Source organism: Paraburkholderia unamae (assembly GCF_003096875.1).
GTDB classification, from domain to species: Bacteria; Pseudomonadota; Gammaproteobacteria; order Burkholderiales; family Burkholderiaceae; genus Paraburkholderia; species Paraburkholderia unamae.
This window is the reverse complement of sequence record NZ_QEOB01000011.1, coordinates 301116-326453: the sequence shown is the minus strand read 5'-3', so window position 1 is coordinate 326453 and position 25338 is coordinate 301116. Positions and strand designations below refer to the sequence as shown.

Annotated in this window: 22 protein-coding genes and 1 pseudogene; 6 read left to right on the top strand and 17 right to left on the bottom strand. The window is 62.1% G+C overall.

Annotated elements, in window-relative coordinates:
- Positions 1-10 precede the first annotated feature (10 nt).
- The 6 genes and pseudogenes from tnpB to C7402_RS23915 all read right to left on the bottom strand — a co-directional run bounded on the left by tnpB (position 11) and on the right by C7402_RS23915 (position 6648).
- A complete protein-coding gene (gene tnpB, locus C7402_RS23935) occupies positions 11-355 on the bottom strand; it encodes an IS66 family insertion sequence element accessory protein TnpB (RefSeq protein WP_116612390.1) in 345 nt (114 codons plus the stop codon).
- The gene (gene tnpA / locus C7402_RS23930) at positions 352-810 is read right to left on the bottom strand and encodes an IS66-like element accessory protein TnpA (RefSeq protein ID WP_244314919.1); all 459 of its coding nucleotides are present in this window, start codon (positions 808-810) and stop codon (positions 352-354) included. The genes tnpB and tnpA overlap by 4 nt, the downstream gene beginning before the upstream one ends.
- 2906 nt (positions 811-3716) lie before the next feature.
- Positions 3717-4193 (bottom strand): annotated as a pseudogene (locus C7402_RS23925) (helix-turn-helix domain-containing protein); the annotation flags it as partial.
- Positions 4194-4548: 355 nt separating this feature from the next.
- Positions 4549-4725, bottom strand: a complete 177-nt coding sequence (locus C7402_RS47050) for a hypothetical protein (RefSeq protein WP_165841977.1) — start codon at positions 4723-4725, stop codon at positions 4549-4551.
- Between the two features lie 324 nt (positions 4726-5049).
- Complete coding sequence (locus C7402_RS23920) at positions 5050-5325, bottom strand: hypothetical protein (protein ID WP_116612389.1); 276 nt, start codon at positions 5323-5325, stop codon at positions 5050-5052.
- Positions 5326-5559: 234 nt separating this feature from the next.
- The gene (locus tag C7402_RS23915; protein WP_116612388.1) at positions 5560-6648 is read right to left on the bottom strand and encodes a zinc-binding dehydrogenase; all 1089 of its coding nucleotides are present in this window, start codon (positions 6646-6648) and stop codon (positions 5560-5562) included.
- A 107-nt stretch (positions 6649-6755) separates the two neighbouring features.
- Here C7402_RS23915 and C7402_RS23910 point away from each other — a divergent pair, with 107 nt between their 5' ends.
- A complete protein-coding gene (locus C7402_RS23910) occupies positions 6756-7559 on the top strand; it encodes a helix-turn-helix transcriptional regulator (RefSeq protein WP_116612387.1) in 804 nt (267 codons plus the stop codon).
- Here C7402_RS23910 and C7402_RS23905 read toward each other — a convergent pair.
- On the bottom strand, positions 7552-8958 hold the full coding sequence (locus C7402_RS23905) for a leucine-rich repeat-containing protein kinase family protein (protein ID WP_116612386.1): 1407 nt from the start codon (positions 8956-8958) through the stop codon (positions 7552-7554). The two genes, C7402_RS23910 and C7402_RS23905, sit on opposite strands and share 8 nt — an antisense overlap.
- 178 nt (positions 8959-9136) lie before the next feature.
- On the opposite strand from C7402_RS23905, the gene C7402_RS23900 reads away from it, so the two are divergent.
- Positions 9137-10576: a DNA-3-methyladenine glycosylase 2 family protein gene (locus tag C7402_RS23900; protein WP_116612385.1), complete on the top strand. Its 1440-nt coding sequence runs from the start codon at positions 9137-9139 to the stop codon at positions 10574-10576.
- On the top strand, positions 10573-11082 hold the full coding sequence (locus C7402_RS23895; RefSeq protein ID WP_116612384.1) for a methylated-DNA--[protein]-cysteine S-methyltransferase: 510 nt from the start codon (positions 10573-10575) through the stop codon (positions 11080-11082). Before C7402_RS23900 ends, C7402_RS23895 begins: the two co-directional genes overlap by 4 nt.
- 87 nt (positions 11083-11169) lie before the next feature.
- Here the strand turns inward: C7402_RS23895 and C7402_RS23890 are convergent, their stop codons facing one another.
- The 5 genes from C7402_RS23890 to C7402_RS23870 form a co-directional block, all read right to left on the bottom strand.
- Entirely contained in the window at positions 11170-12831 is a 1662-nt protein-coding gene (locus C7402_RS23890; protein WP_133254539.1) for an IclR family transcriptional regulator, read from the bottom strand.
- Between the two features lie 76 nt (positions 12832-12907).
- A complete protein-coding gene (locus tag C7402_RS47045) occupies positions 12908-13075 on the bottom strand; it encodes a hypothetical protein (RefSeq protein ID WP_165841975.1) in 168 nt (55 codons plus the stop codon).
- A gap of 51 nt (positions 13076-13126) precedes the next feature.
- Entirely contained in the window at positions 13127-14686 is a 1560-nt protein-coding gene (locus C7402_RS23880; RefSeq protein ID WP_244314918.1) for a PqiB family protein, read from the bottom strand.
- A gap of 202 nt (positions 14687-14888) precedes the next feature.
- On the bottom strand, positions 14889-15095 hold the full coding sequence (locus C7402_RS23875) for a hypothetical protein (RefSeq protein ID WP_244314917.1): 207 nt from the start codon (positions 15093-15095) through the stop codon (positions 14889-14891).
- A gap of 114 nt (positions 15096-15209) precedes the next feature.
- Positions 15210-15821 (bottom strand): DUF3313 domain-containing protein, encoded by a 612-nt coding sequence (locus tag C7402_RS23870; RefSeq protein ID WP_116612380.1) that lies wholly within the window; start codon positions 15819-15821, stop codon positions 15210-15212.
- A gap of 272 nt (positions 15822-16093) precedes the next feature.
- On the opposite strand from C7402_RS23870, the gene C7402_RS23865 reads away from it, so the two are divergent.
- Positions 16094-16642, top strand: coding sequence for a TetR/AcrR family transcriptional regulator (locus C7402_RS23865; RefSeq protein ID WP_112174094.1), 549 nt, complete (start codon positions 16094-16096; stop codon positions 16640-16642).
- 333 nt (positions 16643-16975) lie between these two features.
- Here C7402_RS23865 and C7402_RS23860 read toward each other — a convergent pair whose 3' ends face one another.
- Positions 16976-17881, bottom strand: coding sequence for a LysR family transcriptional regulator (locus tag C7402_RS23860; protein WP_116612379.1), 906 nt, complete (start codon positions 17879-17881; stop codon positions 16976-16978).
- A gap of 109 nt (positions 17882-17990) precedes the next feature.
- Here C7402_RS23860 and C7402_RS23855 point away from each other — a divergent pair, with 109 nt between their 5' ends.
- Positions 17991-18725 carry an SDR family oxidoreductase gene (locus tag C7402_RS23855; RefSeq protein ID WP_116612378.1) on the top strand — a complete coding sequence of 245 codons (735 nt, stop codon included), beginning with the start codon at positions 17991-17993 and terminating at the stop codon, positions 18723-18725.
- A 779-nt stretch (positions 18726-19504) separates the two neighbouring features.
- A complete protein-coding gene (locus C7402_RS23850) occupies positions 19505-21043 on the top strand; it encodes a serine hydrolase (protein ID WP_116612377.1) in 1539 nt (512 codons plus the stop codon).
- 73 nt (positions 21044-21116) lie between these two features.
- On the opposite strand, the gene C7402_RS23845 is transcribed toward C7402_RS23850, so the two are convergent.
- The 4 genes from C7402_RS23845 to C7402_RS23830 form a co-directional block, all read right to left on the bottom strand.
- Positions 21117-22415 (bottom strand): CitMHS family transporter, encoded by a 1299-nt coding sequence (locus C7402_RS23845; protein ID WP_116612376.1) that lies wholly within the window; start codon positions 22413-22415, stop codon positions 21117-21119.
- Between the two features lie 61 nt (positions 22416-22476).
- Entirely contained in the window at positions 22477-23379 is a 903-nt protein-coding gene (locus C7402_RS23840; RefSeq protein ID WP_116612375.1) for a hydroxymethylglutaryl-CoA lyase, read from the bottom strand.
- Positions 23376-24164: an enoyl-CoA hydratase/isomerase family protein gene (locus C7402_RS23835; protein WP_116612374.1), complete on the bottom strand. Its 789-nt coding sequence runs from the start codon at positions 24162-24164 to the stop codon at positions 23376-23378. Before C7402_RS23835 ends, C7402_RS23840 begins: the two co-directional genes overlap by 4 nt.
- Before the next feature lie 10 nt (positions 24165-24174).
- Positions 24175-25338: an acyl-CoA dehydrogenase family protein gene (locus C7402_RS23830; RefSeq protein WP_116612373.1), complete on the bottom strand. Its 1164-nt coding sequence runs from the start codon at positions 25336-25338 to the stop codon at positions 24175-24177.

The window sequence follows — 25338 nt, the reverse complement described above, 5'->3', positions numbered from 1 at the left end:
GCCGCGCGGTTTACAACATCGATAGTGCTGAAGTGCGGCGGGGCTGCCGCCAGTCGATGCCCTCAAGCAGCATCGACAGTTGCGCAGAGCTCAGATGGACCTTGCCACCGTCGGCCTTGGGCCATATAAAGCGGCCTCGTTCAAGCCGCTTCGCGAGCAGCCAGATTCCGTCCTCCGTAGCCCAGAGAATCTTTACCAGATCGCCCCGACGGCCCCGGAAGATGTAGACGTTCCCGCCCAGCGGATTCTCCTCAAGCGCTGTTTGCACCTTCGCTGCCAACCCCTGAAACCCGCATCGCATATCAGTGACGCCAGCAGCGATCCAGATGCGCGTGCCTGCCGGTAGGGAGATCATGAGCGCAGGCTACCCAGCACGATCCGCAACATATCGGCATCAACCATGCCGTCCACTTTAACCACCGCACGACCGATCCGAATCTCGATCGTGCCGACAGGTGGTACAGGCTTCGCGCTCTGCGCTTGCACTTCTGCCGGAGCTGATGCGATGACCTCCGTCGGCGTGTCGCTTAGCAGTACGACCGGCATGAGCCCGGCAGACCGAGTTTGCTGATCGGCCAGATATCGCCGTCGCCAGGTGAACAGCATGTTCGCGTTGATGCCATTCTCCCGGGCCAGCTTTGCAACTGATACGCCCGGCTCACAAGCGGCCGCTGCCAATCGCTCACGAAGCTCCCGGGGGTAATTCGGGCGCCCCGTTCGTGTACCCGGCTTCTTCTCTGCCGACTGTGTCAAAGTGATGCCCATCAGATCGGAAATGATGGGCATCACTTTGATGTCGCCCTCAGCCACCGTCCATAACGGCCGGCACGAGTCGCTTACGAAGAAAATGGAAACGCCGGAAATCGCTTGTCGCGATGAATTCAGATACGTTTAACTGGTTCACGTTTTATCGTCTCCACGGCGTCCTTATCGCGGACACCTTTTTATCGAAGCTATCGAAGGCCAGATATGAGGCCATAGGCACACTCGGTTCCGCCGGCAAGCCTGGAAAGCTCCTTGACACCATCTGCCGCTGGAGCAACAGCGCACGAGCCGGACACTGATCGAGAGTGTGGGGAGAGACTATAAAAAGCGTGGGGAATCGGCCAATGCATTTTAGGCTGCGGAGATGCATGCAAGGCATACCGGCGCTCGAACCTGCGCGGGGATGTGATAGCGAGAGGTTTCGTCGAGCGTTCGCCAGGGAAAATCCCAATCCTGCTCGCGAGTGTGCGACTGAGGTTCCGGTATGGCCCCGCGACTGTGCAAGGTTACTGGCCGCGGATCAAGGCGAGGCGTACCTGAACGTATGCGGTCGCTCTCGGCAAAGCGGCAGTAAGAGTGCCAAGGGTGGTTTCCAGCATCGCGCACGCCCGAGGAAGCGTCAGTGTCTCTCCAGGAGCTGAAGGACGTGATCGGAAAGAAGTCAGTTATCTCGCGCCTGATGCATGCACTGGCGTAGGCCGCGTTGATTCTGTCACCGTTGCGTGTGTCACAACGCGCTGCCGCCTCCGAACCGCCGGTGCCGCCACGTTTGGGCATTCGACAGAGCGGGCAAAACTGTCGACAATTCGTCGCTACATGTCGATCTCGCTGTCGAGGTTGAGTCGTTCTGTTATGTGTGTCTGATCAACCTGTCGTGCTCGCATGGAGAATTCGATGCTGCGATTTGTCGTAGTTCGCGGATCCCTGACTTGGGGCGTTGGTACCGCTGTCATTTTCACGGCAATTCAGGTTTTGCAGCAACACGAAGTCGGAATGCCAGATGTCACTAGAAATATCAGTATGTTCATGATCGGCGGCATTTTTTGGGGGCCACGATGTGGTGGTTGGGCGGCCGCAAGAAAGGAAAGTCGAGACACGAGCGATGACTCGAGCCATTCAGCGGTTCCCGGCCGACAATATCGGGCGGTAGCCGGCCATCTTCAGACGGTCGCTTTAGTGCTTAACTTGCCATTCAAGCGGCCGCTCGGCTCGAACAAGGGACCTTCGTTCCGGCGTCGCGGGCGACAAGCCATCCGCCGCAGCTGCGACGGACCGATCAGCTGAGGCGCGTCGACGATGTCCTCTCAGACTGAAGGCGCTTTTACCGAGGCAGGTATCCAGCGACATTGCGCAGCCTTTCAGTTAGCTGAAGCCTTAGACGGTACCGCCGGTTGTGGCGGGCCCGGTGCGAGTTGCATGTCAACATCGACAATCCCACCGTTGATCGATAGTCCATTTCTGTCGCGTATGGACGCTGCTGCTTGCATGCACCTCAGAAGAAATTTCGGCTCGCCGCCGGGCAGATTCACAACCCGGAGACAGCGGTACGTAAAGGTCTTACGGTCGGGACCATCGCCCCGTGCAGCAAATCCGCTCGTTGCGCCGGGCCCGCTGGCCTCTTCGGGTAAGAATTCTGCATCATTGATCGCTATCGGAGTCCATCCGCAGCGGCCAGGGCGGTACTGGTCGAGAAAGACGCGAAGAGAGAAGCTGGCTTGCCCAGCCGGAACCCGAACATAGTCCTCAACGGTCTGGGCTATCCTGGGTGAACCCGACAGCGACTGTCGAAGTTCCCCCAGGCAATTTTCTTACTGCCATCGGCCAAGACAGCGAGGCTGGCGTCGTACGTCGGCGAGCCGACGTGCCAATATTTCATCATCGATGCGGTACCCGCCGAAGGAACGTCCCTTAACTGGCTATGGAGACGCGAGTCTGCGCAGGGTGTGCGAGGTGCCAGGCGTTCACTGCGCAGCATCAGGACGTCGGCACGCCAGCCGCGCGTCAGGACGCACCCCGTTGCCTGAAGACCGTCTTTGCCCACGCAGTTGCGTAGCTAGCGAAATGCTAACAGACCGGTAGTTGCATTTCCCGAGTCGACGGACACAGCGGATGACGGCTTGACATTCTGCCCATAGTGTCAAAAAATGCCCGTCCGGTGTCGCCACCTGCCTGAATGCTCGGGAGCAGACTGCTTCGGCAGAGGCCACTCCCTCGAGTTTCACGCTCCGATGTGGATCCACGCGTGCGATTCCGCTGCAAAGCGCGCTCGATCTCACTCAACTTCACCGACTACGGTGACCACGGACGAACGTTACGCACGTTGCTGCTCGACACGGACTCGAGGGAGGACCGTTACGCCGCTTCTGCATAATGCCGTCCGTGCGCGGCTCGCGACTACCATAGTGTGCAGCATCTGTTTGAGTAGGAAGATCGCTGTGCTGCCAATCGCCAACGACCCCGGATACGATATCCGCCATGCCGCGGAAAGAGACCATCGAATATCACGAGCAATGTGATTGCGGCACCATTCCGCTGCGCTTGATGTCATTCGCACCTTTTTTCTATGGATTCGTTCTGTTCCGTTCGCCCCCGCGATGCGGCGGCATGAGTGCCTAGCGATCCAACGATGAACGCTCCTACGACTGTGGAGCGACATTGGCCCGAGGGCGTCGTGTGGTTGTATGCGTCCATGATCTTGTTCATCGTAAAAATGCGGACTACGATTGCATCGCGTTTCCCCCGCATTTGTCGATGGCAACATCGGTGAGTCCTCCAGACAAGTACGCGGGTACGAGCAGTGAAGAAGTCGTCAGTCAGATGCATTGGGACACCCTGGCGTCACATGATGCACGAGCACGGCCGCGGCGTATTCGCTGGGCTTGCACCAAACTGGTCCCGTAGGCGCCCGTTCGGCTCGCCCCGTTTCAGCCCAAAAGCGAGCGCCGCATCGAAAGCAGCGTGCAGGCTGGTGCGCGTTCCTCGAACCAGCGGTGGTCGCTGCCGTCGATCTGGATGAGCTCGCCCAGGCAGGCCCGGCGCGCGCGTGGCTGGTAGACCTTCGGCGGGCGCTGGGCGCGTGGAATCCAGAGTCCGGCGTCCGCCATCAGCTTGCGGACCGTTTCCCTTGATAGCACCAGACCATGGCATTCAGCCAGCTTCTCGCAGGCCAGCGTCGGGCCGAAATCGGCGTAGCGCTCGCGGAGGATCTCCAGTGCCCGCTGCGCCAGACCCGCAGGCAACTGGTGATTGCTGGCGCCGCCACGCCGCCGCGAAACCAGCCCGGACGCCCCGGACTCGCGATACCGCAGCACCAGTCGCTCCACCTGACGACGGCTGATGCCCAGCCGTTCAGCCGCACGCCACGGCATCAGCCGTGCCTCGGTGACGGCCTCGATCACCTTCAGGCGGTCCAGCTCGCGCATGCTCATCGCGATCATCCCGGTACAGGCGAAATCCATTGGGGCCAGGAACAACCGTGCCATCAACAGGCCGAATGTATATATGCAATCCAGCACCTGCTTGCTGTAGGCCAGATCATTTGGCAAACGGGATGAGGCCATGTATAAGTCCGCAACCACCCTCCTCGCCACACACAATCACCTTAGGTCGCGCCGTTGGATATTCCCAGGGGTGGCTGAGGGATGTCCACGAGTCGATCCACACAATTCGGAATACTTATCATATCGATCGACAAACACCGAACTCCCTTCGCGCATGCACACGAAGCTGCGTGACGCGAAGGGCTAACGTTCTGCTAGACGAATAAGGAAAGAAGCGCAGTCGTTAGTTGTAGCCAAGAATCGCCGCCGTAGCGACATCGGCGCGATCGCTTGGGTTGCCAACCAGCGCGACGGTTGGCTCGTGCAAGAGCGATTGATACGGATGCAGGTAAGGTTCGTTCGCCGGATCGGCATCGTCCTTCTCGACCGGCTTGGAGAGGCTGTTTTTGCGGAAGTCCATCATCGTCTCCTGGTATAGGATCTATGTGTTCGAATGGGCCGTTTCATATTCACTGAAACAAAACCATCGACCCGTAAGGGGCCCTACACCAATTCAGCAAATTCGATGCCGAGGAGGCGACGCTTGTCGCCCCAAATCGATCGAAACGACAAGCATCCCGCGCAACCATAAGGCGTGTACGCCTTGCCCCCAAATCGTGACAAGGATTCGGCCTTACATCAGTTGTAAAGCCCACAGAACAATATTACATCACATTATGATATTTTTCCCTCTACCTCGAAACACGAGGCAGCCCGCCCTGTGAAGGCTGCCTCCGGCCCTCGGCTATTGCGAAGTCGTCAGCTTCAGGTTCGGACGCAATTCGTGCGTCACCGCTTCGAGCTGTCCTTTCCGATGGTCCGACACCTGTTCGATGCCGGTCTTCAGCACTTCCTCGCAAAACGCAATTCGCATGCGGTAATACTCGGCCTGTAGTTGTGCGTCCAGGACCCGCTGTTCGGCCTGGAACAGTGCCATGCGCAATTCACCCAGCGCGCGTTGAGCCTGCTTCTCCGGCGTTGCGGCATTGTGGGCAATCAGGTTTGAAAGCCAATGCAACATGGATGAGCCTCCCCAGTCTTCGATTTCGCGATTGCACGCGTCAAGGTTCATAACCACCCGAACTGTCGCTGCGAAAAGACTATCAGAGGCGAACAAAAGCCGTGTGTGCACCAACGAACGTGTTGTATAAACACCGCAAAAAGAAGGAAAAAATGATCGCTTGTGCGAAGCGGTAATCATTCCGTCGAACGATGCCTTCGTTAAACGCAAATAGGGATCGATGATTCGTCAGGCCTATGGGCAAATCACCGTCATTTTGAATGGCCCGCCGTTCGCCGCGGCATGCGCAACGGCTTCGTTCGCTTCGTCGAGTGCAAATGTCGTCACATCGAAATGACCGAGATCCAGCAAGCCGCCGCGGATCAAACCGGTCATCAGCGTCACGGCTTGCGTGGGGTACATCCACTTGCCCTTCAACGTGATGTCATTGCGCATGATCCACGGATACGGCAACTCCAGTCCCGCACCGCCCAGCATGCCCACACCGCCCATCAGCACTACACGCCCATACGGGCGCACCGCCATCACCGCGGTGCGCACCGTCGCGGCCGGCACCGAAGGCGGCATGAGGTCGATCACGCAGTCGATCGGCCCAGGCGCGGCTTGTTGCATGCGCTCGCGATCCGTTGCTTCGTCGCCGCCAAGCGCAACGGTCCGCACGCGCTCGCCGAATTTGCGCGCCAGCGTTTCGAGCGCTTGTGCGTTGCGGCCGGGGGCAACGACACAGCGCGCGCCCATGGCAAGCGCGACCGCAACGCATGCGCTGCCGAAGTTGCCGGTCGCGCCGCTCACGAGCACGATCTCACCAGCGCGCAGATCGGCGGCCAGCAGCCCGCCATAAGGCACGAGCAACGTGTTGAGCGCACACCATCGCGTGGCGTCGGCCGCATCGATCGTGCCGATCGTTCCGATACGCACCGCGTTCTCGGTCGGCACCCGCAGTTGTTCCGCGAACGGCCCGTCATGGAAATAGCGCTGCAACTTCGCGCCGCCCTCGCCTCGCGCGCTCCAGCCCTGCAACACGATGTCGGGCATGAGCGCGTCGTCGCGCGAGCGTACGGTCGGGTCGCAGAACACCCAGTCGCCCGCTTGCAGATGCGTCGCATCCGGACCGGTTGTCCGCACCCGGCCGATCGCGCCGCAGCCCGGCACGATCGGCAATTCGATGGGATAGCGGCGTGCGCCGCTGAACACTTCCTGCGCATAGGACAATACCGGCGCGGCAACGACATCCACGATGACCTCACCGGTGCCGGCAAGAGGCTGCGGAATCTGTTCGATCGCGAGCGGCGTGTTGAGCGTTTTCAGAATGGCGGCTTTCATGGCGCTTCCAGTAGGGGGACGCGTCGATTCTGGCAGGCTTAAAATCGGCAACAAGGCCCGGCGCGATCCCAGGATTGCGCAGTCCCTCCCTGCGCGAAGCGAATGCAATGACAACCACGACTCGAAGCCAATTCGGCGATTTTCTGCGCTCCCGGCGCAAGAAGCTACGACCTGCTGACGTCGGCCTGAACGACGGACAGCGCCGGCGCACGCCGGGCCTGCGGCGTGAAGAAGTCGCGCAGCTAGCGGATATCGGCGTGGACTGGTATGTCCGGCTCGAGCAAGGGCGCGCGGTCAGTCCTTCGGAGGCGACGCTCGATGCGCTTGCGCGCGCATTGCGGCTGGATAAGGCCGAAGCGGCCCATTTGCGCGCGCTCGCGCATCGCAACGAGCCGCGCGCTTTCGTCCGCGAGAGCGTGCCGCCCACCATCGCGCGGGTCGTCGCGAGTCTCGATCTGCCGGCTTACGTGACCGGTCGGCGCTGGGACATCCTCGTGTGCAACGAGGCCGCCTCGGACCTGCTCGGCTTCGATCGTCTTGCCGCGCGGGACCGCAACATCATGATCTACATGTTCATCGAGCCCGAGGCGCGGCGGCTCTTTGGCGCGAGCTGGTCCGATGAGGCGCGCCGCATGATCGCGCTGTTTCGCACGAACCACGACCTCTATGCGGGCGACCCTGCGTTCGTCGAACTGGTGGAGCGGCTGCGTTCAGGCAGCGACGAGTTCGCGCGCTGGTGGATGGCGCACGACGTGCGCAGCGGCGCGTCGGGCCAGAAGGTCTTTGCGCACGCGCAGCACGGTACGCAGCGCTACGAGTATGCAACGTTCCAGGCGAACGACGATCCCGCGCTGAAACTCGCGATCTACACGCCGGTCGATGGTGAGGTCTCCCAGGAAACCGTCAACTAGCGCCCAACGCGCACAGCCGCTCGACAATCTCATCGAACGATGGCCGCGCGTGCGCCTGCGCGGCGAAACAGTCGGCAACGAGCGCATCGATGGCGGCGCGATCATGCGCGTCTGCGGCCGAGCGTTGCGCAAGTTCTTCGAGCAGGCAGCCGAATGCGCGCACCTCGATGCGCTCGAGTGCATCGGCCAGCGGGCGATCGTCGATATCGTGAAGCGACGCCGCGCCGAAGTCGCCGAGCAATACGCGCCCTGCACCGTCATGCAGGATGTTGTGCGCATAGAGGTCGCCATGCATGATCCCGCGCCGATGCAGGTGCTGCACCGCCGACGCGATGCCGTGTGCGATCTGCAACGCAACCGGCGTGTCGAACCAGGCATCGGCCGCGTAGACGTCCCGCGTACACGAGTCGAGGCTCGGCGGCCCGGCGAGATTGCGAAACGCCGGTTCGATGAGCTCCATCACGAGTCCGTGCTCGCCCAGCGGATGCCCGGTGAGCCTGCCGAGCACCGGGATGAGGTTCGGGTGCCGTCCGGCTTGCAGGCACGCGGCCATTTCGAGCTCCGGCAACCCGTCGCTCGTCACCGCGCCCTTGAACAGCTTGACGGCGATCGCCTGGACCGGATGCCCGTCGGCAAGCAGACGCGTGGCGCGATGCGTCACGCCCGATGCGCCCTCCCCGATCGTTTGTCCGAGCGCGAGCGTATGCCAGTCGATGTCGGGCCCCGGCGCATTGGCCAGCGCCACCTGTTCGCGCATGGCGTTCAGCGGATTGCCGGCGTAGGCGAGCCACGCCAGCCGCGGCAGGCGCAACAGCCACTCGGGCAAGGCGTCGAGCCGGTTCGCCGCGATGCGCAGCAGTTCGAGCCGGTTGCAGTCGGCCATCGACTCAGGCAGCGAGCGCAGCCGGTTGCCCGCAAGCATCAGCTTCTGCAAATTCGGGCGCTCGCCGATTTCCGCCGGCAGCGCGTCGATGTCGTTGTCGGTCAGGATCAGCCAGCGCAATTGCGGCGGCAGCGCATGGCCCAGAACGTGCCGGATGCGGTTCGCCTTGAAGCCGACCATGCTGAGCGATTCGCAGTCGCCGAGCACGGCCGGCAACTCGGTGAACGGGTTATTCGAGGCGAACAGAATGCGCAGATGGCGCAGTCTCGGCAGATCGTGCGGCAGCGAGGTGAGCGCATTGCCCGAGAGGTCGAGCACCTCCAGGGTGTCGGCGAGATCGAAGATCTCGCGCGGAAATTCGGTCAAGCCGCAGGCGAGCTTGAGCTGTCGCGCGCCGGCGAGTTGCCCGTCACGAAGTTGGTCGAGGGTAGCGGTCTTCACGCGTGAATTGAACTGGAAAATGGCAAGGCAGTCGCGTGCGCGGTCGTGCAACCGGGGCAACGCGGATTCGGCCATGGCAATTCTAACGGGAACGACCGTGGAGAGCGGTTATCGCGGGCAAAAGGGGGCGCGGACGGTGTGCGCAACCGGCATTTCGATCGGACCCTGTGCGAACACCCGCCCCCTAGCCCCGCGCAATACTCATGTCCGAATCTGGCCAGATCCCAGCCTCTATTTGCATTAAAGTCTGGGCATGCGCCTCGACCCGGAAACCTGCTACCAAAGCATGCTCTCGAAAGATCGCCGTTTCGACGGCTGGTTCTTTGTGGGCGTGTCATCCACGGGAATCTACTGTCGCCCGGTCTGCCCGGTTCGGCCGCCCAAACTCGCGAACTGCACCTTTTTCCCGAACGCCGCCACGGCCGAACGCGCCGGCTTTCGTCCCTGCCTGAGGTGCCGCCCCGAGCTTGCGCCGGGCAACGGCCTGCTGGACGTGTCGAGCCGTCTGGCCCGGGCCGCCGCGGCGCTCGTTGAGGAAGGCTTTCTGAATGACGGCAGCGTCGCCGCTCTGGCCGCCCGAATCGGTGTGACCGACCGGCATCTCAGGCGCATTTTCGATGCCGAATTCGGCGTATCGCTAATCGAGTTCGCGCAAACCCAAAGACTCCTGATGGCCAAGCGCCTGTTGACGGACACGTGTTTGCCCGTCAACACGGTTGCCCTGGCGTCGGGCTTCGGCAGTGTCAGGCGCTTCAACGATCTCTTTCTGAAGCGTTATGGGCTCAATCCGCTCCGGTTCCGCAAGGGGCCGGACGCGCCGCAGGCGGAAAGCATGACGTTCGCGCTCGGCTATCGACCGCCGTTCTGCTGGTCCGGCATTCTCGGTTTCCTGGAGCGCCGCAGCATCGACACCGTCGAGCATATCGGCGACGACGCTTATTCGCGCACCGTCGCATTGCATCAAGGCGGACGGACCCTTGTTGGCTGGATCAGCGTGCGCCATGCGCCGCATCGATACGCACTCGATGTGACGGTTCCTGTCGCCCTCGCCCCGGCTATCGGGCAGATTCTTGCGCGTGTGAGACGCCTCTTTGATCTGGCCGCCCGCCCCGATCTGATCGAAGGGCATCTAGGCGATCTGGCTTGCGTGACCCCAGGCATGCGCGTGCCGGGCAGCCTCGACGGCTTCGAGATCGCCGTGCGCGCCATCGTCGGCCAACAAGACACGATGTCGGATGCACGAGAGATCCTCTCGCGCGTCGCAGATCGTTTCGGAATGCATATTACTGGCCCGCAAGGATTGACGAGGACCTTCCCGGCCGCCGACACGATCGCCTGCGCACCGGTCGCTGCGCTCAGGGAAGCCGGCGCCACACAGGCCCACGCCGAAGCCGTCATTGCGGTCGCACAAGCCGTCTCCTCGGGACGCATGGTCCTCGAACCGGCGGCGCCCCTGGAAGAAACGCTCGCCGCGCTCCGGCGGATTCGTGGCATCGGCGAATGGGCGGTTCAGTACGTCGCCATGCGCGCCCTGGGTTGGCCCAATGCCTTTCCTGAAAGCAACCCCGCAACGCGAGAACTGCCGGACTGCCCGAATCCACCCCAACCCAGCCACCACGGCGACAAATGGCAGCCTTGGCGCGCTTACGCAACCGTGCGCATCTGGGAACAACTGGAAGGCCAACGCCCATGACACCGGCTTACCTGATTTCGAGTCCACTGGGCGATATTGCCCTGCGCGTGGAAGACGATTTCCTGACGGGGCTGTTCTTCGTCGGCCAGAAATATTTCCCCGAATGCTCGCTCATGCCGGTTCGCAAGGACGCGCCGCCGCTCGTCCTCCTCGCCCGGCAGCAGGTGGACGAATTCTTCGCGGGTGGACGCTGCGTCTTCACGCTTCCGATCGCTTTGCGCGGTACGCCGTTTCAGCGGCGGGTCTGGAAAGCGCTTTCCGCCATCCCCTATGGGAGCGTGATCTCATACAGCGATGTGGCGAAAGACGTGGGTTTGAGCGCTGATCACGCACGCGCCGTCGGCAGCGCGGTTGGCCGCAATCCTGTTTCCGTCATCGTGCCCTGCCATCGCGTCGTCGCGACATCGGGCAGTCTAACGGGCTACGCGGGCGGCATCGATCGCAAAGCGGCGCTGCTCGGACTTGAGAGCCGGTCTGCTCCGTCACCCCTGTTTAGCCTCCAGTGAGCGCCATCGAGCGCCTTCGGTTTTCCGAAAACCAGAAAGGATTCCTTCCCTTTTTCGGCCGTGGCTGCCGGGCCCACTCCCGCTCGATCAAGCGCGGTGCACGCCGATCCTGAGCCCGAATCTGTGCGCGCCGATCAGGGTTTGCTGAGGCGCGGCAGCGCCCTGGACCGGGTTCACATCGTGGACCGGCAAGTTCAAGGTCCTGCGCAGCAGGTTGAGCCGCCTTTGCAGATTGGCCGAAGGCCGCGTGGGCATCACGCGTCCTTCGTAGTGCTTCAGGATCGCCCTGCACCCGTCGAGCAAACCCGCTTCGAGTCGCGCCGCAGCATTGCCGCCAAGCACGGTATGGCCAAAATCGAAGCGCTTTCGACCTGGGCTCAGCACGGTCTCGAAGTCCTCGATGATGTCGTTGACGAACGCCACGCGTTTCGCCTCGTCCGCGAGGCAGAACATGGCATAGGTCTCGTCGACGTCCTGATCGACATCGCCGTATGGCGACGCGGGATCGAGGTAGTCGAGCAGCGACGCCTCGAAACGCCGGTCTTTCTGATCGCCCGCCACCACGATGATGTTGCCCAGATTGACAAACGTCTTCATGCCCAGCTTGAGATCGGGAGCGGCCTTCGGATCGCTCTTGCCGCTCTTGAGCCATGATCGCGTTTGGGGCCTGCGCAAGCCCGAGGGGTCAAAACCCGGATGGATGCGATCGGTATTGCCGATGAACGAATCGGCGGCCACGATCTTGCCCATCTTCTCGAGACCGTCGGGACCCTTGAGTGCGCCGATGAATCGCTGCAACGGCGTTTTGTGGCCATTCGCGCGTTGGGCGAGCGCGTACTCCAGCGTGGTGAGGCTTTGCAACCTCATCTTCCCCCATTGGTAACTCGAGTTTCTCAGAGCCGCATCCAGTGCGGCCAGCACCCTGCCGGTGTCGTTGCCCGCGACGCCGGGTGCCGTCGAGCATTGACGGATCAATTCCCTGTATCGATCCGTGAAGCGCGTCAAGGCCATTTTCTCCTCGCCGCTGAGCAGGACGAGTTCGGCGCCGGGATCGACCAATCGCGCAGTGATTCCGCCGTGCCGGATCTTCGCGAAAGCCACCGCCTTGTTCTGCGATACGGCTTCGCCCTTGATGACGATGCGCTCAGGCTCGCCGACTGGTGGTGTGTGCCCCGTCAGCAGAAACACCCTCCCCGCCTTCAATTCGTCGACGGCGCTGATGTCCTGGGCGCGGATGGGTTCTTTCACGGATAAGGGCATGTCGCGACCTCGAATCAATCGGCACAAACGGCACAATCGTGCACAATCGGCACGGGGAGAGCGAACGTCTCTCCCACGCCGTTCGGGTGACAACATAACCGCAACCGCGCGCTTCGTCATTGCACCAAAGTACAATCGCCGCCAACACGACAACGCCGCCGCCCAGCCCGCCTCGCTCTTTTGCCAGGTCAAGAGAATCTGTTCCTTCGCCTTGATGAGCGTCGCCACGTGCTCACGCAAGCGCTCGCGAATGCGTTCGGTCGGGCCGCCAATCGAAAGCCCGTGGAGGTCGCCGCCGAAATCGAGCGCCACGGCCACCGCAGAAAGCTCGGGCGCGCTCTCGCCGATATTCGCATACCAGCCTTGCTCATGCGCCGCGCCAACCTGTTCGGTGAATGCGGCGCGACCCAGGATGGACGCCTTCCCGGGTAACAAGCTGCCGTAGTTATCAACGGCATTGGCTCCGGATAAGGCATCGAAACCTGTCATCGCGCGAATGGCTAACTGTCAGATAAAAACCACTGCTTATAAGGGCCATCGATACGACTAATCAACGTCTGACCGTTCAGGCAGCGTCAGGCGGGCGACATATCGCACCCATGGCTTCCTCGTACACGTCCGGGCGTCGATCCAGCCATACCGGCACCGTAGCGCGATACGCGTCGAGCGGAGCGGGATCAAGCTCCGCGCGCACCACGGTTTCTTCGTGGCTCGATGCGAGCTGCCAGTACATGTCCGCCGGGCGCCGCAATCACACTGCGAATCCACCAATGCGAAGGATTACTCAATGATCGCCCCCCTTCCCCTGGATCAACGCCTCGGGGTGACGTTCGAGATAATCGGAAAGTGCGTTCAAGCCTGCAAGCGTGCGTCGCAACTCGGTCAACGCCTGGCCTACGTCACTCTGCAATGGCGAACCCTGGTCAAGAATCTCCTTTGCCGACCGAAACGCCCGCTGCGCCGATTCAAGTGTCGAGTGCGCCGCAGGAACGACTTCCGCATCGAGCCGCGCAAACAATGCGTTCGACTGCTGGAGCGTCGCGTCCAGATTGCTCCCAATCTGATTGATCGGCATCTGGTCGAGTCGGTGCACGATGGTCGACAACTGCTCCTGAAGTTCCTCAAGCGAGTTGGACAAGGTCGGCAATTCGACAGGCGAGCGATCCGTATCGACGTGGGCCGGGGGCGCGTGCGGAAATACGTCGAGCGCGATGTACTTCTGGCCAGTCAGGAGACTTCCGGTGCGCACCTGTGCGCGTAGTCCCTGGACCACGAGATTACGTAGCAACACCTTGCCTGCTGCTCCCGCGCCGTCTCCCAATGCATCGCGATAGCTTCGCCCGAGCCTTGAGGGATAAAGGCTCAGCGTGACCAGCATGTCAAAATGCTCGCTCGCGGGTTTGAGGTCGATATTAACGGCTGTGACCGTACCCAATACGACACCCCGAAATTCGACGTGCGCCCCAACCGACAAACCTCGCACCGACTGCGCGAAGCGCATCTGGACCACGGCAGGCGGCCCGTAGTTCGCCCGCATGGCGTCTGCCCGGCTACCTGCGAGCGGAAAGTCATTGGCGTTCGCGTTCGCCTCGGCACGGACGTTCCCATGCGACGTGTCGAACGCCACGCCGCCCTCAAGCAGCGCCGCGGACGGCGGCGAGTCCAGCCTCATGCCGGCGGAGTCAAGTGTGAACTCGACACCGCTCGACTGCCACCATCGAGTACCGGAAGCGACCAGGCGATCAAAAGGCTTACGTACAAACACGCCGATGCGAACGTTACCGCCATTGCGCTCCAGCGAATAACCGAGAACCTGCCCGACCTGCGCGCCGCGAAAATAAACGGGTGAGCCGGCATGCAAGGACCCGAGCGAAGCGGCACGAAGGACGAAACGCGCGCCGTCCTCCTCGCCGGTCATCACGGGCGGCATATCCAGGCCGGTGAATGCATGACAGGCTCGAATCGAATGGCGGTCGATATCGACGTCGATCCAGGTACCGGTGACAGCGGTCATGAGCCCCGAAATGTCTCTCACGTCAATGCGCGGGCGCACCACCCAGAACTTCGTTCCGCACATCGCGGCGCGCTGCGCGGCGGCATCGAGTTGCAACTCGGCGTAGACGTGTAGACCGTCAGCCGAGATATGTAGACGGGCGAGCCGGCCGATATCCACCCCGCGATAACGCACGCGCGTTTTCCCGATAGCCAACCCTGCGCCGGACGCAAAGCTCACGGTTACGAGAGGACCGCCCTCCATCAGCGCATGAGCAAACGCCAAACCGCCAATCAAGGCCCCCACGAGCAACGCGGCCCAGATTACCCTGGGTCGCAGCCAGTCATTCACAATTTCCCCGTGACGACATCCCACACGCCGATCGCATATCGGTACGCGAAGGCCAATGCACGGCCGAGCGCGCCAGCAAAGAAGCTCGACGCATTGTGGGCAGCCCGTCGTTGTACACGCTGTCCGGGTGCGCGATGCCGTCGCGCTCGTTCGATTCTCTTAGCCGGATGATTCACGGTGTGCGCGCAACCAGGCGAGGTTGTCAGTGAAATTCGGACCGGTAGCCGATCGCGAATGCGATATAAATCAGGGACGCGAGCAGGCCTGCCATCGTCCCATAGCCGTCTCGCGAACCCGGGCCTTGTGTCACGTGGAATGGCATGCCGACGAGCAAATAGGCCACGCCGAAGGCAATTGACACCATCAGCGGCGGGGAAACCGACATCACGAGTTCGGCGAAGGCATGCATGGTCAATTCACGAATGTCCGTCATTGAATGAACGCGGCCCACAACAGGCGACTGGCACGAAAACAAGGCGACAACGCCCCCTTGGCCCAGACAGCCTCGTAGTCAGCACAACTGTCAGCGCAACTGCGCGACGAGTGCGTCGGCGCCCTTGTCGATGCCGGTTCTGGCCGCGCTCAGAGAACCGAACGCCGCCGGCAGATTCATCGCGTTCGGATATTGTTTTGTCACATAGGCGCGCAGCAGACGCCCCGACGCGCTGTCGTACACTTCCACGGCATACGACACCGAACCGCTGAACGCCCCCTTGCCTCCGCGGATCGCCTGAACGCCGTTATAGAGATTTCCGGCGATATCGAAGTGCATCACTTGACCGATCACGGCAGTCGTTTTCTCCGCGCCCGTCAAGGTGAGCTTCACGCGCAGCGCCGCCGACGACGGATGGGTTGCCAGATCGAACCGTTTTGACAGTCTCTCTGCAAAGGTCTTGTTCATGTAGTCGGCGAGCGCGGCCTTGTCTTCGTCCGACAAGTCGCCGAACTGGTTATCGCTGCCCTGGTACACCACGACCGGATCGACGATGATCTCCGAATAGCGCGACCAGATAACGGGCGCCGCATACCTGAACGGCGTTTGGGACGAGTCGTTATCCCGGTTCTCCTTCAACTGCGAAGACGAGGCGAGGCTCGTATAGGCGACGGGCTGCACGCCCGCACACGCGGACACCATCAGGAGTACTACGCAAGCTGACGACGTCTTGGCGAATCGGATATTGAGCACGGAAGCATCCTTTCAAATGGTGCCAAATGCCCCGGGCATTCGGCTGAGGTCACGATGCGACGAAGAGTAGCATCGGCTCGCTCGAGTGTAAACCGTCTACCCGGTTTGTTTTTGACCGACCGGAGGGGTACAATCGCGGTTTCGTCATCAAACCGGCGCTCTCCTCCCGCGTGCAGGCCGTACGCGCACCATGCGAGCGCGAAATGCAGCGCCCAGCAACAATGGATAACCAGACACGTTCCGAGATTTCCCGCAAAAAGGCAATTGACGCTGCGCTTGCAATCTTGAGCCGAGACGGAGTCGGCGGATTGACCTTCGATGCGCTTGCGCGCGAGAGTGGCATTAGCAAAGGCGGACTGCTTCACCAGTTTCGCAACAAGCTCGGGGTGCTGCGCGCGCTGCTTGATCGTCAGCGCGAGCAGTTCGAGCAGATCGCGCACGAGCACCTGGCCGGTGGCACGGCACGGACTGAACCCGTTCTTTCCACACAGATCGCTATCTTCAGGGAGTCGATCAACCAGCCGGACTCCGTCGCACGCGCGGTGCTTGCGGCCCTGATCGAAAGCCCGGCCCTCCTCGATGACCTCAAAATTCACGATGCGGTCAAGATGGAGAAACTTCAAGCCGAGGCACGGGACCTCGAACTCTCGTTGCTGCGCTACTTTGCGGCGAGCGGCATCGCGTTCAGCACGCTGCTCGGGCTGTCAGCCGTGCCCGACGAGTTGCGCAACCGGCTTTTCGATCGGCTGCTAGACGACACGAAGTGGTGACAGCGCCGCTTCGTCAGGCTTGACGACGGGCCGCATTCATTCGATCACTGTCGCAACAGTGAATGTGTTACCACGCTCCTGCGTCTCAGAACTGCGATTGCCTTCCGTCATTCTCCGCGCGACTATGCATAACGACGCAATGCAAAGCACATCAGGCCCCAACAGGCCAGTTGCCGCCGTTCGCCATCGCCATTACACAGTCATCCGATCGGCTGCTCCGCTCACGCGAACCAGGCGTGCCGGGTGTCTGTGATCAACCAGACCCGCCATTCAAACCGTGACGGAAACTCGCCGCTGAGTGGCGACAGAGCACTTTCCCATGACATGGCCGGTCTAAGGTTCGCTGTCGTGCCCGAGCGTTTCCTGGAGGAAGGCGATGAAACTCGCCAGCTTCGGCGGCATGCGCGCGTCGGGCAGATGCACCACATGGATAGGCCAGGTCTGCGCCGGCCAGTCGGGAAAAAGACGAACGAGCCGACCCGCATCCAGATCTTCCTGCAGCATTACCTGAGGCTGAAAAATTACGCCCAGTCCGGCGAGTGCGGCTTCGCGAAGCGCGAGGCCGCCATTGACATCGAGCCGCCCACGCACCGCAATGCACTCCACGCCATTGCCGTCGGGACGGGCGAAATACCATTCACGTTGGGCTCCCGCTGCGGCCACAAAAGTCAGGCAGTCGTGCTGTACCAGATCGGCGGGCACTTGCGGCTGCCCGTAGCGTGCCAGATAGGCCGGTGATGCGCAGGCGATACGCGGCGAATGGGTCAACGGCCGCGCAATCAAGCCCGAGTCCGGCAGTACGCCAGCGCGGATGGCAGCGTCGAAACCTTCGTCCGCCAGATCGACGAAGCGATCGTTAAGTGACAGCTCCACCTGAACCTCTGGATAGCGGTCGAGGTACGCGGCAAGCGCCGGTACGAGCACACGCGTGCCATAGATGACCGGGCAACTCACCCGCAACCGGCCACGCGGGCTGTTCTGCATCTCTCGCGCATCCAGTTCGGCAGACTCCACCAGCGCCAGAATTTCGAGACATCGCGCGTGATAACGCTTGCCGAGTTCGGTCAGGCTCTGACGCCGTGTGGTGCGATTGAGCAGTCGGCCTTCGAGGCGTCGCTCCAGCTCTCGAATATGGTTGCCCACCATCGTGGGCGTCATACCGCTGCCTTCGGCTGCGGCGGTAAAGCTGCCGAGTTCGACCACGCGTGCAAATACCGCCATGCTGCTGAATCGATCCATTCACAAGCCCAGTTAAGGAGTGTTCGAAGGAATGTCGGGTTTATCAAATCCGACTAAAAAATAATACTAGGGCCTTCGCTTCACTCACAATCCACATTGAGTACTCACCATGACTATTGCAGGCGCGAATCTCCAGCATCAACACGTCGTCCTGCTGGGCGGCACATCAGGAATCGGCCTTGCCACGGCCCAAGCCGCGCTGGCCGTCGGTGCCTCGGTAAGCGTCGTTTCATCACGCAGCGAGCGAGTCGCCGACGCAGTCGCGAAACTCGGCGACCGGGTCAAGGGATACACGGTCGATCTGAGTAACGAAGCCGCAATACGCGCGCTGTTTGGGCAAGTCGGCGCTTTCGACCATCTGGTCTATAGCGCGGGGGATTCGTTGCGAACCGGAGCGCTCGCCGACATGGACCTCGCGACGGTCCGTCAGACTTTCGAAGTGCGACTCTTCGGCGCCATTGCCGCCGTCAAGCATGCAGTGCCGTTTCTCCGTCCCGGCGGCTCCGTGGTGCTGACCGGCGGTATTGCGAGCGTGCGGCCACACAAGGGTTGGACGGCACTGGCCGGCGTTTGCAGCGCGATGGAAGGTCTCACACGGGCACTCGCGTTGGAGTTGGCGCCCATTCGCGTCAACCTCGTGAGTCCAGGTTTGGTGCGCACGCCGTTATGGGATGACTTGCCCGAGTCCGAGCGCGAAGCGCTCTACGCCGCGAGCGGAGTGGCCCTGCCAGTTGGTCGTATCGGCGAAGCGAAGGACCTCGCGCAAACGTACATCTACTTAATGACCAATCGCTATGCTACGGGCCAGACCATAGTTGTCGACGGCGGTGGCGTGCTGGTCTGATTAGTATTAGTAACAGGTAACGGGCTCGACGAAAGCGATGACCGCCACGTCCTGAAAGCTGCCGAAGCGGTCACGCTTCGTCGAGCCTGGCTGGAGTCCGATAACATCGACACCCGACTCACTGCTTGAGTGGCTACAGAATTCCGCCGCAGGTCACCAGCGCTTTCGGTCATCTTTGTGAGCGGCGACATTGACCCGGCACGTATCCGGCATGTAACCCGCATTGGCGACGCGCTGCTGCATAAGCCTGTCGATGAAAGCACCCTCGCCCGCCACATCGCGCAGGCGCTCCACATGGGGTAGCAGCGAGCCAGCGAAGGTTCACCCTGGCATCTTCGGATTACTGAATTTGTTGTTTCAACTTGCTATTATCCATGAAGCTTCGAGACAGGATTCCCCGGTGAAAGTGGTCAGCATAACTCGATAGTAATTGGCATCAACAGGGTTCCGGCAACACGGCCCGCGCGGCCATTCGCCGTCGCGTTCTGCGTCTTTATCATCCGCTCGCAACGGCCAACCGTGGATGAACAGGTCTCCGGCAAGCTCACGTTCTTGAAGTACGCGGTCGCTGCGATCGCAATTGGCCCTCGGGCTGCTATCGACGCGAAAGTGGTTCGCCCATGTGGTTGCTGTCCGTATTCCCGCGGCGACAAGCGGCAACGCCGGCACTACGCCCTGCCATGGCAATGCCGGCATCGAACTTCTCAACGACATATGCAAACCAACCACAACTCATCATGACAATGAAAGCGGAATCCACAACGACTCCCCACTTCCTGATGCGTCGGCGCGTTCTGGGCACGGCATTGTGTGGCGCGCTGAGCGCATGTGGCGGTAGCGCCGCCGTGACAACAAGTTCGGGTTCGGCAACCGGGCCAGTATCGGATGCACAGGTTAATGCGGCACTTGCGCAACTCGATGGGCTCGCACGCAGCATGATGGCAACCTCGGGCATCCCCGGCATGTCGGTCGCGGTTGTGCGGGGCACGAACACCGTCTTCGCGCAGGGCTACGGCGTCACCAGCGTGACAACCCAGCAGGGTGTCAACGCCGACACCGTGTTCCAGCTCGCTTCGGTCTCCAAATCTGTCGGGGCGACGGTCGTCGCGGCGCAGGTCGGTCAAGGCGTCGTGAGCTGGGACACCCCCATGTCCCGCGTACTGCCGTGGTTCACGCTGGCCGACCCGACCACCACGGCGAAGGTGACGGTCGGCGATCTCTACGCGCATCGCTCGGGATTGCCAGAGCATGCCGGCGACACCCTCGAAGAGATCGGCTACGACCAGACGCAGATACTGCAACGTCTGCACTACCTCGCGCTCGACCCGTTCCGTACGACCTATCACTACACGAACTTCGGGCTCACCGCGGGCGCGGCCGGCGTCGCGGCGGCAGCGGGCGTGGACTGGGCCACGCTCTCGCAGCAAGCGATCTACCAGCCGCTCGGCATGACGCGCACCAGTTCGCTCTACGCCGATTTCGCCGCACGCTCGAATGCGGCCGCGGGCCATGTTCTGGTCAACGGCAAATACGTGCCCGGCCCGCTGCGTGACCCCGACCCCCAGTCACCGGCGGGCGGCGTCAGTTCGTCCGCGAACGACATGGCCCGATGGCTAGCCATGCTGCTTCGCAACGGTACCGTCAACGGACAGGTGGTGATTCCCGCCAGCGCGCTTCAGCCGGCACTCTCCCAGCAGATCGAGAGCCGCCCCGCCACCGCGACGCTGCCGGCCGCGTATTACGGCTACGGCTTCGTTGTGAGCACGACCGCCAGCGGCCGCGCAATGTTCAATCATTCCGGCGCGTTCACCGCCGGCGCGGCGACTACCTTCATGGTCGTGCCGTCAATGGACCTCGCCATTGTCGTGCTCACCAACACGGCGCCAGTGGGCGTGCCCGAAGCGCTCGCGCAACAGTTTTTCGATCTCGTGCAGTATGGCAAGGCCCAGCAGGACTGGCTGGCGTTTTTTACCTCGGTGTTCGCCGTGTACTCGCAACCGGTGGGCGCGCTGGCGGGCGCGACGCCCCCCGCGTCTCCTGCACCCGCGCAGCCGCTCGCCAATTACGCTGGCGTCTACGCCAACGACTATTTCGGTCCGCTCCAGGTCGCCGTCCAGGACAATGCGCTCGTGCTCACTCTCGGCCCCGCCAGCACGCAGTTCACCTGCACGCACTGGAACGGCGACGTGTTCAGCTACGTCCTGCCGCCCACGGAGGCTCCGGCTGGCTCGCGCTTCGAGGTCAGTTTCGCGGGGCAGCAGGTGACGCTCGACAATTTCAACGAGCAGGGCTTGGGGACGTTCACGCGCGCGTCGTAGCCGGGCGGTGAAGCGCGCTTCGCCGAGGGCGCGGCGCGCAACCCCGTTTTCAGGTGGATCGGATTCGTCGTATTCAGAGCGGAAAGACGCCCATCACCACGCATGCCAACGTCATGACAACCGACGCGCCGAAAAGGAACGGAATGGCGAATTTTTGATGCTCGGACAATTCCAGTCCTGCCAGGCCGACCAGAAGAAACGTCGCGGGCGTCAGCGGGCTCACCGGAAAGCCGGTGGTCATCTGCCCGAGAATGGCGGCCTGAGCAACCTGAATTTGCGGGACGCCAAGCTGATGCGCCGCGTTCGCCACGACCGGCAGAATGCCGAAGTAGAACGAATCCGGATCGAAAATCAGGCTCAGCGGCATGGAGATCAGCCCCATGATGAACGGGATATGCGAGGCGTGTTCCGCAGGAATGAAGTGAACGGCGGCGTTCGCCATGGCATTGAGCATGCCGGTTCCGGACATGACACCGGTAAAGGCGCCGGCCGCGAGCAGCACGCCGGCCATCATCAGCGCGGCGCGGGCATGCGCGTCAACGCGTGCGCGCTGTTCGTCGGCATTCGGGTAGTTGAGAAACAGCGCGATGACCGTGCCGATCATGAACATCACGACCGGCTCGACCTTGCCGCTGATCATCACGCCCATCACCAGGACGGTCAGGCCGAGGTTTGCCCAGAACATTTTCGGCCGGCGCAGCGCCCGCTCCTGTTCTGACAACTCGCGCGTCGGCACGACGAACGCGGCGCCATCGTGCACCAGGCCGAGGCGCCGCTCTTCACGCTTGCCCAATACGAACGCGGTCACGAGCACGAATACGATGCCTACCACCTGAGCGCCAATGAGCGGGGTGAAAATATCGATGGCCGGGATATGCAGCGCGACGGAAGCACGGATCATGACCCCGCTCCAGGGCAGAAAATTGATGCCCGCCCCCAACGCCGCCATGCAAGTCAACAAGCGCTTGTCCATGTTGAGCCGTTCATAGACCGGCAACATGGCTGGCACCGTGACGAGGAAGCACACCGCGCCGGAGCCGTCGAGGTGAATGAGCAGCGCGAGCATTGCCGTGCCCATCAGAATGCGCGTGGGGCGCCCGCCCACCATCCGGAGAATGCGGTTGATGATGGGATCCAGCATGCCGGCATCGCTCACAATGCCAAAGTACAGAATCGCAAAGATAAACATGCCGACGACGGGCGCAACGCTCTCGATGCCCTTGACGACGAACGTCGCCGTTTTCAATCCGGAGCCGCTGATCAGTGCGGCAACGATGGGTACGGCGATCAGCGCCACGAGGGGCGACATCTTCTTCGTCAGGATGAGCGTCAGTAGCGTCAATACCGATATGAGCCCGATGATTGCCAGCATGTTGTCTCCGTGCGCCGTTTAAGTACGGCAGATATTTCTAATAAAAAAGGCAGCCGCCTTGTCAGATGCTCTGGCGTTTGGCGAACATCGCCCGAGTCACCCTGGAACCCGGCTCGCGCCCGAGTTGCTGTGAAATCCAGACGGAAGTGTCGACGAGCCGCTCGAGGTCGATGCCGGTCGTAGCGCCCAGGCCGTGCAGCAGGTAAACCACGTCTTCCGTCGCGATGTTCCCCGACGCGCCCTTCGCATACGGACAGCCGCCCAGACCGCTCACGGAGCTGTCGAACACGCGCAGCCCGAACTGGTACGAGGCGTGTACGTTGGCCGCGGCCATGCCATAGGTGTCGTGGTAATGACCGGCCAGTTGCGCCACCGGCACGCGCGTGGCGACCGCCTCCAGCATGCGCAATACCGAAGCCGGCGTGCCTGTGCCGATGGTGTCTCCCAGCGACACTTCATAACTGCCCAGCGCCATCATTTGCGCGGCGACCTCGGCCACCCGTTGCGGATCGACCGGCCCTTCATAGGGGCAGCTCACCACGCACGAGACATAGCCGCGCACACGCACGCCTTCGCGCTGCGCGGCCTCGAACACAGGCTGAAAGCGCTCGATCGACTCGCTGATCGAGCAATTGATGTTGCGTTGGGAGAAGCTCTCCGAGGCAGCGGCGAATACGGCCACTTCGCGCACGCCATGCGTCAACGCCGCCTCGAACCCCTTCAGGTTGGGCGTCAGCACCGGGTAGGTCACGCCCGGATGCCGCGGGAGCGCCGCCATCAGCTCGGCGTGATCGGCCATTTGCGGCACCCACCTGGGCGAAACGAAAGATGTCGCCTCGACCGTGCGCAGACCCGCCGCGACCAAACGTTCGATGAGTTCGATCTTCGTTGCGGTCACAACCGTCTGCGTTTCGTTCTGGAGCCCGTCACGGGGGCCAACCTCGACGATACGGACCTGGGTCATGCCCCCTCCCATGCAGGCTTGCGTTTCTCGAGGAAGGCGCTGAGACCCTCGCGGCCTTCGGTTGACGCGCGCACATCGGCAATGACGTCGGCGGTCATCTCCAGCAATGCCTCGTCGACCGGACGATCCACCACGTCATCGAGCAACTGCTTGGTGCGCGCCAGCGCGGCCGGTCCGGCGCCGAGCAGCTGTTGCGCAAAGCGGTCAACGGCTGCGTCGATCGCACCCGGCTCGCATAGGGCATGCACGAAGCCGATACGGTGCGCCTCGGTGGCCGTCAAGCGCTCGGCGCTCAGCATATAGCGCCGAGCGGCCGCCGCTCCCATGGCCTGCACCACGTACGGAGAAATCGTCGCCGGCACGAGACCGATGCGAACTTCGCTCAGGCAGAACTCGGCCGCAGGATCGGCAATACGAATATCGCAGGCCGATGCCAGTCCCATGCCGCCAGCAAAGGCATGTCCGTGCACGCGTGCGATCGTCGGCTTGGGGCAGGTATGCAGCGTGTTGAGCATCCGCGCCAGCTCCACTGCGCTGGCCCGGTTTTCCGCGTGGCTGTATTCGGCCATCTGCTTCATCCAGCCCAGGTCGGCGCCGGCACAGAATGCCTTGCCGCGCCCCCCCAGCACGACTACCCGTACGCCGGTGTCGGCGCCCACTGCGCGCACCGCGTCGGTCAGCTCGCTGATCAGCGCCTCGTTCATTGCATTGCGCATGTCGGGACGGTTGAGCCAGATCGTGGCGACGCCGCGGGCGACCGCGATTTCAAGGTTTCGATAGTCCATACGCGCCCGCTCAGTAGGATTTCGGCAGCCCCAGCACCTTTTCGGCGATGAAGCACAGGATCAGTTGCGGGCTCACGGGCGCGAGGCGCGGAATCCAGCTCTCGCGCATGTAGCGCTCCACATGAAACTCCTTCGCGTAGCCCATGCCGCCGTGCGTGAAGATTGCCGTCTCGCAGGCGCGAAAACCCGCTTCCGCGCCGAAGAACTTCGCGGCATTGGCCTCGGCGCCGCAAGGCTTGCGCTGGTCGTACAGCCATGCGGCCTTCATCGCCAGCAAAAAGGCGGCTTCCAGCTCGATCCAGCGCTCGGCGAGCGGATGCTGAATGCCCTGGTTCTTGCCGATGGGACGGTTGAACACCTCGCGCTCGCCGGCATATCTGGCAGCGCGCGAGAGCGCCGCGCGGCCGAGACCGATCGCCTCGCTCGCGATCAAGATGCGCTCCGGGTTCATGCCGTGCAGGATGTATTCAAAGCCCTTGCCCTCCTCGCCAATGCGGTCCTCCACGGGAATGCGCAGCCCATCGATGAATAGCTGGTTCGTATCCACGCACTTGCGGCCCATCTTCGGGATCTCGTGCACTTCGATCTTGCTGCGGTCGAAGTCGGTGTAGAACAGTGAGAGTCCCTCGGTACCCTTGCACTCCTCCACCGGCTTGGTGCGCGCGAGCAGCAGGATCTTCGCGGCCTCTCGCGCGGTGGAGATGAACACCTTCTGGCCATGCACCACGTAGTGGTCGCCTTCGCGCACGGCGCGCGTCTTGAGCTTGAGGGTGTTGAGGCCCGCATTGGGTTCGGTCACGCCAAAGCAGGCCTTCTCCTTGCCGGCAATCAGCGGCGGCAGCATGCGCTGCTTCTGCTCCTGTGTGCCAAATACCACCACCGGATGCAGGCCGAAAATGTTCATGTGCACCGCCGACGCGCCTGACAATCCCGCGCCGGTGCTCGCAATGGTGTGCATCATCAGCGCGGCTTCGGTAATGCCGAGCCCCGCGCCGCCAAACTCCTCCGGCATTGCAATGCCCAGCCAGCCGGCATCGGCGAGCGCGCGGTAAAACGCTTCGGGAAACTCGCCATCGTTGTCCCGCGCATACCAGTAATCGGCGTCGAACGGGGTGCAAACTTTCTCGATGGCATCAACAATCTGCTGCTGGGATTCTGTGAGTGCGAAATCCAT

Bases quoted from the DNA above. Each gene is read 5' to 3' on its own strand.
- tnpB (WP_116612390.1), bottom strand. From the start codon at position 355: ATGATCTCCCTACCGGCAGGCACGCGCATCTGGATCGCTGCTGGCGTC.
- C7402_RS47050 (WP_165841977.1), bottom strand. From the start codon at position 4,725: ATGGACTTCCGCAAAAACAGCCTCTCCAAGCCGGTCGAGAAGGACGAT.
- C7402_RS23920 (WP_116612389.1), bottom strand. From the start codon at position 5,325: ATGTTGCATTGGCTTTCAAACCTGATTGCCCACAATGCCGCAACGCCG.
- C7402_RS23915 (WP_116612388.1), bottom strand. From the start codon at position 6,648: ATGAAAGCCGCCATTCTGAAAACGCTCAACACGCCGCTCGCGATCGAA.
- C7402_RS23910 (WP_116612387.1), top strand. From the start codon at position 6,756: ATGACAACCACGACTCGAAGCCAATTCGGCGATTTTCTGCGCTCCCGG.
- C7402_RS23905 (WP_116612386.1), bottom strand. From the start codon at position 8,958: ATGGCCGAATCCGCGTTGCCCCGGTTGCACGACCGCGCACGCGACTGC.
- C7402_RS23900 (WP_116612385.1), top strand. From the start codon at position 9,137: ATGCGCCTCGACCCGGAAACCTGCTACCAAAGCATGCTCTCGAAAGAT.
- C7402_RS23895 (WP_116612384.1), top strand. From the start codon at position 10,573: ATGACACCGGCTTACCTGATTTCGAGTCCACTGGGCGATATTGCCCTG.
- C7402_RS23890 (WP_133254539.1), bottom strand. From the start codon at position 12,831: ATGACAGGTTTCGATGCCTTATCCGGAGCCAATGCCGTTGATAACTAC.
- C7402_RS47045 (WP_165841975.1), bottom strand. From the start codon at position 13,075: ATGTACTGGCAGCTCGCATCGAGCCACGAAGAAACCGTGGTGCGCGCG.
- C7402_RS23875 (WP_244314917.1), bottom strand. From the start codon at position 15,095: ATGCATGCCTTCGCCGAACTCGTGATGTCGGTTTCCCCGCCGCTGATG.
- C7402_RS23870 (WP_116612380.1), bottom strand. From the start codon at position 15,821: ATGGTGTCCGCGTGTGCGGGCGTGCAGCCCGTCGCCTATACGAGCCTC.
- C7402_RS23865 (WP_112174094.1), top strand. From the start codon at position 16,094: ATGGATAACCAGACACGTTCCGAGATTTCCCGCAAAAAGGCAATTGAC.
- C7402_RS23860 (WP_116612379.1), bottom strand. From the start codon at position 17,881: ATGGATCGATTCAGCAGCATGGCGGTATTTGCACGCGTGGTCGAACTC.
- C7402_RS23855 (WP_116612378.1), top strand. From the start codon at position 17,991: ATGACTATTGCAGGCGCGAATCTCCAGCATCAACACGTCGTCCTGCTG.
- C7402_RS23850 (WP_116612377.1), top strand. From the start codon at position 19,505: ATGCGTCGGCGCGTTCTGGGCACGGCATTGTGTGGCGCGCTGAGCGCA.
- C7402_RS23845 (WP_116612376.1), bottom strand. From the start codon at position 22,415: ATGCTGGCAATCATCGGGCTCATATCGGTATTGACGCTACTGACGCTC.
- C7402_RS23840 (WP_116612375.1), bottom strand. From the start codon at position 23,379: ATGACCCAGGTCCGTATCGTCGAGGTTGGCCCCCGTGACGGGCTCCAG.
- C7402_RS23835 (WP_116612374.1), bottom strand. From the start codon at position 24,164: ATGGACTATCGAAACCTTGAAATCGCGGTCGCCCGCGGCGTCGCCACG.
- C7402_RS23830 (WP_116612373.1), bottom strand. From the start codon at position 25,338: ATGGATTTCGCACTCACAGAATCCCAGCAGCAGATTGTTGATGCCATC.